Below are 10,993 nucleotides of genomic sequence, written 5' to 3'. Positions count from 1 at the left end.
GTCCCATTCCGAACCCGGTAGTTAAGCTTCCCTGCGCCGATGGTACTGCACTCGAAGGGGTGTGGGAGAGTAGGTCGCCGCCGGAATTATCTTGAAATGGGGTCCCGCCTTACGGCGGGGCCCTATTTTTTTTATTCAAATAACTGAAACCCTTTCAGAAAAGCGCAAGCAGGTCAGGCGTCGTCAGACAGTGGGGTTCATCCTGTCTGGTGCGCCAGTGCGTGTCCCATACGGGACAATGGTGTCGTGCGGTCGCGTGCCGACGGCACTCAGATTCATGATCATGAGGAGTCAAACGAATGTCCTATCCCTCCGAGGGACGGCCGTCCCGCCGCACCGACGGCTCGCAGAACACTGGAGCCGCCGGCAAGCGCGGCCCCGGGGGAGGCGGACGCTCCTCTGACAACCGTGGCGGCTCCGGCCGCGACGACAACCGACGCAACGAGCGCCCGACGGGCGGCGGTGGCCAGGGTGGCCAGGGCCGTCCCTCCGGCGACCGTCCGCAGGGGGACCGTCCGCAGGGTGGTCGCCCGTACGGTGACCGTCCGTCCTCCGGCGGCACCGGTGAGCGTCGTTCGTTCCAGCAGCGTGACGACCGTGGTGGTCGTCCCTCCGGCGACCGTCCCACTGGCGGCGACCGCCCGCAGCGTTCGTTCGGCCAGCGCGATGACCGTGGCGGCCGCCCCGCGGGTGACCGTCCTCAGGGTGGTCGCCCGTACGGTGACCGTCCTTCTTCCGGTGGTGGCGACCGTCCGCAGGGCGGCCGTCCCTTCCAGCAGCGCGACGACCGCCCCCAGGGTGGCGGGCGTCCGCAGGGTGGCTCCTCCTACGGCCAGCGCGACGACCGTGGCGCGGACCGTCGCCCCTCCTCGGGTGACCGCCCGCAGGGTGGGCGTCCGTTCCAACAGCGTGACGACCGCCCGCAGCGTTCGTCGGGTGACCGTCCGGACCGTGGTGGCAGTGACCGTCCGCAGGGCCGTTCGTTCCAGCCGCGCGATGACCGTGGTGGGGACCGTCGTCCCGCCGGTGGTGGCGACCGTCCGCAGGGCGGCCGTCCCTTCCAGCAGCGCGACGACCGCCCCCAGGGTGGCTCCTCGTACGGTCAGCGTGACGCCCGTGACGGTGACCGTCGTTCCTCGGGCGACCGCCCGGGGCGCGACGAGCGCATGGTCCGTTCGACCGGTGACCGTCCGGACCGTGGTGGCGACCGTCCGCAGGGTGGGCGTCCCTTCCAGCAGCGTGACGACCGCGGCGGGGACCGTCGTCCCGCTGGCGACCGTCCGTCCGCCGGTGGCGGCGCGGGCGACCGCCGGCCGTTCAAGCCGTACCAGAAGCGTGACGAACGCCCCCAGGGCGCACGTCCGTTCCAGCAGCGTGAGGACCGTCCGCAGGGCGGCTCCTCCTACGGTCAGCGTGACGACCGCGGTGGCGACCGTCCGCAGGGGCGTTCGTTCCAGCGTGACGACCGTCCGCAGGGTGACCGTCCGCAGCGTTCCTCCAGCGACCGCCCGGACCGTGGTGGCGACCGCCCCCAGGGTGGGCGTCCCTTCCAGCAGCGCGATGACCGCCCGCAGCGTTCGTCGGGTGACCGTCCGGACCGTGGTGGCAGTGACCGTCCGCAGGGCCGGTCCTTCCAGCGTGACGACCGTCCGCAGGGTGGCTCCTCCTACGGTCAGCGCGACGACCGCGGTGGCCGTCCCTCGGGTGACCGTCCGGACCGTGGTGGCAGTGACCGTCCGCAGGGCCGGTCCTTCCAGCGTGACGACCGTCCGCAGGGTGGCTCCTCCTACGGTCAGCGCGACGACCGCGGTGGCCGTCCCTCGGGTGACCGTCCGGACCGTGGTGGCAGTGACCGTCCGCAGGGGCGTTCGTTCCAGCGTGACGACCGCCCGCAGGGTGACCGTCCGCAGCGTTCCTCCAGCGACCGTCCGTCCACCGGTGGTGGCGACCGTCCGCAGGGGCGTTCGTTCCAGCGTGACGACCGCCCGCAGCGCTCGTCCGGCGACCGTCCCCAGGGCCGTCCGGCCTCGGGTGGCGGCGACCGGCCGTCGTACGGCGACCGTGGCTCGTACCGGAGCGACGACCGCCCGCAGCGTGATGACCGCGGCAGCGACCGTCGTGACGACCGCGGCGGCTCCGCCTGGGAGCGGGACGACCGTCCGCGCATCGAGCGTCTGCCGATCCCGCCGGACGTCACCGGTGAGGAACTGGACAAGGAGACCCGCGCCGAGTTGCGCTCCCTGCCCAAGGGCCTGGCCGACGACGTCGCCCGCAACCTGGTGATGACCGGCCGCCTGATCGACGAGGACGCGGAGAAGGCGTACTCCTACGCCAAGGTCGCCCTCAAGCTGGCGTCGCGCGTCGCCGCGGTCCGGGAGGCCGCGGGCATCGCCGCGTACACCGCGGGTCACTTCACCGAGGCCCTCGCCGAACTGCGCGCGGCCCGCCGGATGACCGGTTCGAACGAGAACTGGGCCGTCATGGCCGACTGCGAGCGCGGCATGGGCCGTCCCGAGCGGACGCTGTTCATGGCCGGGGCCCCGGAGGTCGAGACGCTGGACAAGGCGTCCCGCATGGAGCTGCGGATCGTCGCGGCCGGCGCCCGCCGCGACATGGGCCAGCTGGACGCGGCCCTGCTCACCCTTGAGGTGCCGGAGCTCAACAGCGGCCCCGTCAAGCCGTGGACGGCGCGCCTGCGGTACGCCTACGCGGACATGCTCGTGGCCGTCGACCGTGAGGCCGACGCGCGCGAGTGGTTCGCCCTCGCGGCGGACGCGGACTCCGACGGTTCGACCGACGCCGCCGAGCGGCTCGCCGAGCTTGAGGGCTCCGAGTTCATCGACGCGATCGACCCCGACGCCGCCGACTTCGACGATGACGACCTCGCCGACGACACCCCGGCTGACAGCGCCGCGGCCGACGACGAAGACGACGCCGATGAGGACGACGACATCACCGAGGACGACCTCGCCGCCGCCCAGCTGGCCATCGCCAAGCTGGACCGGGCCGAGGCCGCGCTGGCGGCTGAAGCAGCCGCTGAGCCCGCCGGGGCCGCTGTCGTAGCCGAGCCTGTGGTTGAAGCTGCCGACGCTGAGGTCGAAGCTGAGGTTGAGACTCCGGCTGAGGCCGGGGTGGAGCCCGAAGCCGAAGCTGAGGACGCCAGGGACGACAAGGACGACAAGGACGACAAGCAGGCCTGACCGCCTGTGTGAACAGACGAAGCCCTGGTACGGAACCTCTCGAGGTTCCGTACCAGGGCTTCGTGCTGTCCGGACTGAGTCCGGGCTCAGCCGGTGTCGAGCTGGCGCAGCACCAGGCCGGTGGCGGGTTTCGGGCCGAAGGACGTCGACTTGCGGGGCATCCTGAGGTTCTGCTGGGCCAGTTCCCGGACCACCGCTTCGGTGGTGGGGCGGAGGAGCACCGCGCAGCCGCCCGTCTGGTAGGCGAGCCGGACGGCCGCGGCGGCGTCGTGCACGTAGTCGATGTGTTCGGGGTCGTCGGGGACGTTCCAGACCTTGTCGAGCAGTACGGAGTGCAGCACTGTCGCGTCCAGCTGCCGCCACGCCGCGGGGCGGTCGGCCCGGACGTAGTCGTCGAGCAGGCCCGGGTCGGGGTCGCTGACCAGGTGGATGCTGCCGGACGCCACGAGCAGGAACGCTGGGCCCTTCGTGCGGTTCAGAGTCTGCAGGGCGGTCGGCAGGTGCGCGTCGACAGGGCGGGACAGGAACGCGCCGGCGCCGGGCGGCCCGGCCAGGCGCAGCCGGTCGAGCGCCTCGTTCACCGGCAGTTTCGGCAGGACCCGGTGGATCGCGCCGACCTGGAGCGGGTAGCGGCCGGTGTCTACCAGCAGCACGAGCCCGCGTTCGGCGGCGGCCCGGCCGGGGTTCTCCGCACGCAGGTCCTGGTAGGCGGCCCAGCGGTGGTGCCCGTCGGCGATCAGGGCCTGCCGGGTGCGCAGGTCGGCGGTGACTGCGGCCAGCTGCGCGGGGTCGGTGACGGCCCACAGCCGGTGGCTGGTCCCGTCGACCGTACGGGTGGCGAGCAGCGGGGGCCGGGCGGCGGCGGAGTCGACCGCCTCGGTGGTGGCCCGGCCGCCGCGGTATGCCAGGAGTATCGGCTCGGGGTTGGCCCACGTGCGGCGCATCAACTCGACGCGGTCGCCGACCAGTTCGGGCACGACGTCCTCGTGCGGCAGGACGGCGCTGTCCAGGTGCAGGGCGCCGATCAGCCCGCGTTGCAAGGTGGCGGCGGTGCGCTGCTCGTAGACGTACAGGGCCGGTTCGGAGTCGGCGCGCAGGATGCCTTCGGCGAGCCAGGCGCGGAGTGTCCGTCCGGCGTGGGCGTAGCGGCCGTCGCTGCGGCAGTCCGCGCAGGCGTCCTCACGCGGCAGCACGATGCGCACGATGTTGTGCGGGTCGGCGTTCTCCAGGCGCAGGACGCCGTCGGGTTCGACGACGTCGTACGGGGGAGAAGTGACCGCGGCCAGGCTGCGTACCCGGGACGGGTCGTAGCGGAGCCCCCGGAAGGGGGCCAAGTCCAGTCCGGGGGTGTCGGTGCGGTCCATGACCTGCATCGTACGACGGTGGAGTTGCGGCCCGCCCCCGCCGGGCGGGGGCGCCGGGGCCGTGACGATGATGGAACGTGTCCGGTGGAACGATCAGGAGGCGCACAGTGGGTTCACACAGAGGTCCGGTAGTCCCCGTGGCGGAGTACGACGTAGCGCTGCTCGACCTGGACGGTGTCGTCTACCGGGGTCCGGACGCGGTCCCGCACGCGGTGGAGGCGCTCGCGGAAGCCCGGCGGCTGGGCATGGGGCTGGCGTACGTGACGAACAACGCGGCCCGTACGCCGGACACCGTGGCCGCGCACCTGACCGGGCTGGGCGTTCCCGCGCAGGCGGGGGACGTGGTGACCTCTGCGCAGGCCGCCGCGCGGCTGCTGGCCGGGCAGGTCCCCGAAGGCTCCGCCGTCCTGGTGGTCGGCGCGGAGGGACTGTACGAGGCGCTGCGCGAACGCGGGCTGCGGCCGGTGGACTCGGCTGAGGACAAGCCGGTCGCGGTCGTCCAGGGGTACGGTCCCGAAGTGGGCTGGAAGCAGCTCGCCGAGGCCTGCTACGCGATCAAGGCGGGCGCGCTGTGGGTCGCGTCGAACACGGATCTGACCGTGCCGACCGACCGGGGTATCGCGCCGGGGAACGGGGCCCTGGTGGGCGTCGTCAAGGCGGTCTCCGGGGTGGAGCCGCAGGTGGCGGGGAAACCCGGGCTGCCGTTGCACCACGAGACGATCCTGCGTACGGGCGCCAGGCGTCCGCTCGTCGTCGGCGACCGCCTGGACACCGACATCGAAGGGGCGGTCAACGGGAAGGTCGACAGCCTGCTGGTGCTGACCGGCGTCGCCGACGCGGCACAGGCTGTGGCGGCTCCCGCGCACCAGCGGCCCACCTACATCGCCGGGGACCTGCGGGCACTGCTCGCCCCGCTCCCGCGGGCGGAGCAGGACGGCGACGGCTGGACCTGCGGCGGCTGGACCGCGTCAGTCGGCGACGGGCAGGTGCGGCTCGACGGGGACGGCGACAGGTTCGACGGACTGCGCGCGGTGTGCGGGGCGGCCTGGGCCGCGCCGGAGCCGCCGGACGCGGCGAAGTCCCTTGCTCGGCTGGGGTTCTGAAGGGTAGTCACCGGCTGGACGCGCGTGCGGGGTGTCCACCGTACGCTCACGTCCTGCTTGGTCTCCGGCCCCGGGGGCCGCGCTAGATCAGCTTGCGCAACGCCATCATGTCCTTGAACGACGCTTCGATCTTGACCCGGCCGCGGGCCCACGCGTAGCCGAAACCCAGTTCGTGGGCGACCAGCGCCAGCAGGTCGTCGCCGGACACGGCGAGGCGGATCTGCGCCTTGGGCGCGGCCTCCGTGGTGATGTCGTGCAGCGTCCCGCCGGTCAGCCGTCCGGAGAAGACGGTGTCGAGGTCGGTGATGCGGCAGCTGAGGGTGCGGTCGAACGTGAGTTTCTCCCCGACCTCACCCCGGGCACCGCCCATGATCGAGGACAGGTCCTCAAGAGCGGCCCGGCATTCCTCGATGGTCGCCATGTGTGTCGTCCCTTCCACTGTCTTTCGTCTGACTTCCGTCACCGGCGCGGATGCGATCGCACGGTACCCCACACGCAGTACACGGCCTGTCCCGTACCGTCGTCGGGTGACGGACGCGATAGCGTCGGTGACAGAATTCATCCGTACGGACACCACAACCCGGAGGCGCCCGACCATGCGAGACGCACTGCGTACCTTCCTGCAGATCGCCAGCGGAGTGGCGGACGCCACCCGCGAACGCGCACTGGCCGCGGCCACGGACCTGGTGGAGCGCAGCGGCGTCGACACCAAGCAGGTCGGCGAGCAGGCCCAGGCCGTGCCCGCCTTTGTGCAGCAGGTCGCCGACGACCTGTTCACCAGCGGCAAGGAGAACCGCGACCTGCTGGTCGGCATAGTCCGCGGTGAAGTCGACAAGCTGGCCGGCAAGGCAGCCGGGGGCCTGCGCCCGTGGGCCGACGACATCGTGAAGCTGAACCACGAGGTGGACCGCCTGGAGCGCCGGGTCGCGGACCTGGAGCGCAAGGCGGCGGTGGCGAAGGCAGCCGGGGCGAAGGCTCCGGCAGCGCCCGCCGCGGAGCCCGCGGCGGCCGCGGCGGCCGGGACCGCACCCGCTGAGGTCGCACCCGCCAAGCCCGCCGCCGCCCAGACGGTGCGGAAGGCCGCGGTCAAGACTGGGCCCGCCAAGACTGTGTCCGCCAAGACTGGGCCCGCCAAGGCCGCTCCGGCAAAGGCGACTCCGGTCAGGGCCGCTCCGGTCAGGGCCGCCGCCACACCCCGCAAGCCCACCGCGAAGAAGGCCCCGGCCCGCGGTGCCGCCGCCACCACGCAGACCTCGACGGCCAAGCCGGCCGCGGGGGAGAGCACCGCACAGGAGTGACGACGTGACAGTCCCCGCCGCCGAAGCCGGGCAGTTCGAACAGTCCGGGCAGCCCGAGCAGTCACCGGCCGAGCAGATGCGGTTCGAAGCAGCGGAGTTCGACCAGGTCCCCACCGGGCCCCTGGACGTGCCGCTCCCGCTGGCCACCGGGGAACCGGCGGTGGACGCGGCCCTCGGCCGGCTGCCCGAGGTGGCGGGGCTGCCCACACCGGACCACGCCGCGGTGTACGAGGATGTGCACAAGCAGTTGCGCGGGACACTCGCCGCACTGGACGAGTGAGACCCGCAGCGATCACGGAACAAGAAGTAAGGCAGGCAGGGACAGTGGCGGCACGACGCAGGCTCGACGCGGAGCTGGTGCGCAGGAACTTGGCACGCTCCCGGGAGCACGCCGGCGAACTGATCGCGGCCGGGCGGGTCTCCGTCGGCGGCGCTGTCGCCACCAAGTCGGCCACCCAGGTGGAGACGGCCGCGGCCGTCGTGGTGGCGAAGGACGACGACGATCCGGATTACGTCTCGCGCGGCGGCCACAAGCTCGCCGGGGCGTTCGCGGCGTTCATCCCGCAGGGCCTGAAGGCCGGGGGCCGTCGCTGCATCGACGCGGGCGCGTCCACCGGCGGCTTCACCGACGTCCTGCTCCGCAACGGCGTGGGTCACGTCGTGGCCGTGGACGTCGGCTACGGGCAGCTCGCGTGGTCGCTGCGGAGCGACGACCGGGTCACGGTCGTCGACCGTACGAACGTCCGTGAACTGACACCCGATCAGGTCGGTGGTCCGGCCGACCTGATCGTCGGCGACCTGTCCTTCATCTCGCTCGGCCTCGTGCTGCCCGCGCTGGCGGGCTGCGCCGCACCCGGTGCCGACCTGGTGATGATGGTCAAACCGCAGTTCGAAGTGGGTAAGGACCGCCTCGGCACCGGCGGGGTCGTCCGCGACCCGGAACTGCGGGCGGCTACTGTCCTGGAAGTCGCGAACCGGGCCGCCGCACTCGGCCTGGGCGTGGCCGGCGTGACCGCGTCCCCCCTGCCGGGGCCGTCCGGGAACGTCGAATACTTCCTGTGGATGCGCGCCGGGGCGCCACCCGTCGACCCGGCCGAGGTGGACCGGGCGGTTGCCGAGGGGCCACGATAGGCCGAGTTCCGCGCTATTGGGTCGACGATGGGGAGAGCCTGATGAGTGAGCGCACGGTCCTGGTCGTCACACACACCGGGCGTCCGGCGGCGCTGCGCAGCGCCCGGCTGCTGATCGAACGGCTGACCGCGGCCGGGGTCGGCGCGCGGGTCCTCGAACCGGAGGCGGGTGACCTGCTCGCCCTGCCCGGGGTGGAGCTGGTCCCCAACGAGTCGGACGCAGCCAAGGGCTGTGAACTGGCCGTCGTCCTGGGTGGCGACGGCACGATTCTGCGCGGCGCGGAACTCGTCCGCGAGTTCGGCGTGCCGATGCTCGGGGTGAACCTCGGACGTGTCGGCTTCCTCGCGGAGGCCGAACGTGAGGACCTCGGGGAGGTCGTCGACCGGGTCGTCGACCGGGCGTACGACGTCGAGGAGCGCATGACGCTCGACGTCGTCGTACGGATGAACGGTGACGTCGTCCACACCGACTGGGCGCTGAACGAGGCCGCGGTCGAGAAGTCGGCGCGCGAGCGGATGCTCGAAGTCGTCGCTGAGATCGACGGCCGTCCGCTGTCCCGCTGGGGCTGCGACGGCGTGGTGTGCGCCACCCCCACCGGTTCGACGGCCTATGCGTTCTCCGCCGGCGGCCCCGTCGTGTGGCCGGAGGTCGAAGCACTGCTGATGGTCCCGATCAGCGCGCACGCGCTGTTCGCCCGGCCGATGGTGACGTCACCTGACTCGGTGATGGCCGTGGAGGTCCTGCCGGGCACCGCCCGCGGGGTGTTGTGGTGTGACGGCCGCCGTACGGTCGACCTGCCGCCGGGGGCCCGGGTGGAAGTGCGCCGGGGAACCGTCCCCGTGCGCCTGGCCCGGCTGCACGAGGCGCCGTTCACCAACCGCCTTGTGGCGAAGTTCGCGCTGCCGGTGCAGGGCTGGCGCGGGATGCGCTGAAGCCGTTCCGTACAGGACCGGCGCGGTTCCTTCCCGTACCCCCGGTTGGCGGATTTTCAGTACAACCTTCTCGTAGGGAACCAGGTCGGGCCGGAGACGTGGGCGATCCGGAGTAGGGTCGGGCCCGTGCTGGAGGAGATGCGGATACGGGGACTCGGCGTGATCGAGGACGCCGTCGTGGAGCTTGCGCCCGGATTCACCGTGGTCACCGGTGAGACCGGTGCCGGTAAGACGATGGTGGTGACAGGGCTGGGGCTGCTGTTCGGCGGCCGGGCCGACGCCGGGCTGGTGCGGTCGGGGACGGACAAGGCGGTGGTCGAGGGCCGGGTCGTACTCGACCCCGGGTCGGCGGCCGCGCGCCGGGCGGTGGAGGCGGGCGCCGAGCTTGACGACGCAGGGGGGGCCGGAGGCCGGCCCCCGGGTCAGCACAGCACGCTGCTCCTGGCCAGGACGATCTCGGCCGAAGGGCGGTCCAGGGCCCATGTGGGCGGCAGGTCGGCGCCGGTGGCGCTGCTCGGCGACCTCGCCGACGACCTGATCGCCGTACACGGCCAGACTGATCAGCAGCGGCTGCTCAAGCCTGCCAGGCAGCGCGGCTCGCTGGACCGCTACGCGGGCCGCGCGGTGTCCGTGCCCTTGACGGAGTACGGCGTCGTGTACGCCAGGCTGCGGCAGGTCGGTGCCGAACTCGCGCTGATCACCACCCAGGCGCGCGAACGCGCCCAGGAGGCCGACCTGCTGCGCTTCGGCCTCCGGGAGATCGCGTCGCTGGCCCCGCAGCCCGGCGAGGACGTCGCACTCGCGGCCGAATGCGACCGGCTCGGCCACGCGGACGCCCTGCGCACCGCCGCGACCACGGCGCACGAAGCGTTGCTGACCGACCCGGAGTCCGGATCCGAGGGTGTCGACGCCACCACCCTGGTCGGTGCCGCCCACCGGGCCGTGGAGGCCGTCGCCGCCCACGACCCCGCGCTGGCCGCGCTGGCCGGCCGCCTCGGTGAGCTGACCTACCTGCTGTCCGACGCGGCCGGGGAACTGGCCTCGTACACCTCTGGGGTGGACGCCGACCCGGTGCGCCTGGCCGCCGCCGAGGAACGCCGCGCCGCGCTGTCCCACCTCGTCCGCAAGTACGGCGACAACGTCGACGACGTGCTGCGCTGGGCCGAGGACGCCGAAGTGCGCCTGGGCGGGCTCGACGGCGACGACGACCGCATAGGGGCCCTCGCCCTCGAACGCGACCGGCAGCGCGCCGAACTGTCCCGCCTCGCCGGAGACCTCTCCACGGCCCGCCGCGCGGCCGCCGAATCATTCGGGCAGAAGGTCACCGCCGAACTCGCCGAACTGGCGATGCCGCACGCTCGGGTGACCGTGGCGGTCACCGGCGCCGACGACCCCGACGGACTCAACGTGGACGGGCGGACCCTGGCGTACGGACCGACCGGCGTCGACGAGGTCGAACTGCAGCTGGCCCCGCACCCCGGCGCACCGGCCAGGGCACTGGCCAAGGGCGCGTCCGGCGGTGAGCTGTCGCGGGTGATGCTCGCCGTGGAGGTCGTGTTCGCCGGTGCCGACCCGGTGCCGACCTTCGTCTTCGACGAAGTGGACGCGGGCGTCGGCGGCAAGGCGGCCGTCGAAGTGGGCCGCCGGCTCGCCCGGCTCGCACGCAACGCCCAGGTGATCGTGGTCACCCACCTGCCGCAGGTCGCGGCATTCGCCGACCAGCACCTGGTGGTGGAGAAGTCCAACGACGGAACCGTCACCCGGTCGGGTGTCATCAGGCTGGACGACGCGGCCCGGGTACGGGAACTGTCCCGCATGCTCGCCGGGCTTGAGGACTCGGAGCTGGGGCGCGCGCACGCGGAGGAACTGCTGGCGACAGCGGCGAAGGCCAAGGCTTGAGCGGGAACGCCTGTTCCGTCCCGGCGCTGTAACGGTCCTGGAGCCGGCGGGCCGCCGTCCCCGTCC

At 72.6% G+C, this 10,993-nt stretch carries 9 protein-coding genes, 1 rRNA gene and 1 pseudogene; 8 read left to right on the top strand and 3 right to left on the bottom strand.

The genetic code is table 11. From position 1 onward, the window contains the following. Positions 1 to 86 (top strand): 5S ribosomal RNA (rrf, locus tag AC0Z36_RS02705); the annotation flags it as partial. A 195-nt stretch (positions 87 to 281) separates the two neighbouring features. Here rrf and AC0Z36_RS02700 read toward each other — a convergent pair. After that, a complete protein-coding gene (locus AC0Z36_RS02700; protein WP_485460994.1) occupies positions 282 to 2,411 on the bottom strand; it encodes a hypothetical protein in 2,130 nt (709 codons plus the stop codon). On the opposite strand from AC0Z36_RS02700, the pseudogene AC0Z36_RS02695 reads away from it, so the two are divergent. Beyond that, positions 2,295 to 3,032: pseudogene (locus AC0Z36_RS02695) on the top strand (tetratricopeptide repeat protein); the annotation flags it as partial. The gene AC0Z36_RS02700 and the pseudogene AC0Z36_RS02695 overlap by 117 nt on opposite strands. 254 nt (positions 3,033 to 3,286) lie before the next feature. Here the strand turns inward: AC0Z36_RS02695 and AC0Z36_RS02690 are convergent. Continuing rightward, positions 3,287 to 4,564, bottom strand: coding sequence for a DUF1015 family protein (locus AC0Z36_RS02690; protein ID WP_485460993.1), 1,278 nt, complete (start codon positions 4,562 to 4,564; stop codon positions 3,287 to 3,289). 137 nt (positions 4,565 to 4,701) lie between these two features. On the opposite strand from AC0Z36_RS02690, the gene AC0Z36_RS02685 reads away from it, so the two are divergent. Then, the gene (locus AC0Z36_RS02685; RefSeq protein WP_485460992.1) at positions 4,702 to 5,667 is read left to right on the top strand and encodes an HAD-IIA family hydrolase; all 966 of its coding nucleotides are present in this window, start codon (positions 4,702 to 4,704) and stop codon (positions 5,665 to 5,667) included. 82 nt (positions 5,668 to 5,749) lie between these two features. Here the strand turns inward: AC0Z36_RS02685 and AC0Z36_RS02680 are convergent, their stop codons facing one another. Beyond that, positions 5,750 to 6,088 (bottom strand): sterol-binding protein, encoded by a 339-nt coding sequence (locus AC0Z36_RS02680; RefSeq protein WP_485460991.1) that lies wholly within the window; start codon positions 6,086 to 6,088, stop codon positions 5,750 to 5,752. A 175-nt stretch (positions 6,089 to 6,263) separates the two neighbouring features. Between AC0Z36_RS02680 and AC0Z36_RS02675 the strand changes: the two genes are divergently transcribed. From AC0Z36_RS02675 to recN, 5 genes are all read left to right on the top strand, one after another. After that, the gene (locus AC0Z36_RS02675; protein ID WP_485460990.1) at positions 6,264 to 6,965 is read left to right on the top strand and encodes a hypothetical protein; all 702 of its coding nucleotides are present in this window, start codon (positions 6,264 to 6,266) and stop codon (positions 6,963 to 6,965) included. Positions 6,966 to 6,969: 4 nt separating this feature from the next. Then, positions 6,970 to 7,245 carry a hypothetical protein gene (locus AC0Z36_RS02670; protein ID WP_485460989.1) on the top strand — a complete coding sequence of 92 codons (276 nt, stop codon included), beginning with the start codon at positions 6,970 to 6,972 and terminating at the stop codon, positions 7,243 to 7,245. Positions 7,246 to 7,289: 44 nt separating this feature from the next. Next, positions 7,290 to 8,096, top strand: coding sequence for a TlyA family RNA methyltransferase (locus tag AC0Z36_RS02665; RefSeq protein WP_485460988.1), 807 nt, complete (start codon positions 7,290 to 7,292; stop codon positions 8,094 to 8,096). Positions 8,097 to 8,137: 41 nt separating this feature from the next. After that, positions 8,138 to 9,028 carry an NAD kinase gene (locus tag AC0Z36_RS02660; RefSeq protein WP_485460987.1) on the top strand — a complete coding sequence of 297 codons (891 nt, stop codon included), beginning with the start codon at positions 8,138 to 8,140 and terminating at the stop codon, positions 9,026 to 9,028. 138 nt (positions 9,029 to 9,166) lie between these two features. Further along, positions 9,167 to 10,927: a DNA repair protein RecN gene (gene recN, locus AC0Z36_RS02655; RefSeq protein WP_485461001.1), complete on the top strand. Its 1,761-nt coding sequence runs from the start codon at positions 9,167 to 9,169 to the stop codon at positions 10,925 to 10,927. Positions 10,928 to 10,993: the final 66 nt, after the last annotated feature.

Source organism: Kitasatospora sp. UYEF31 (assembly GCF_057291755.1).
This window is presented reverse-complemented; position numbering and strand designations above follow the sequence as displayed.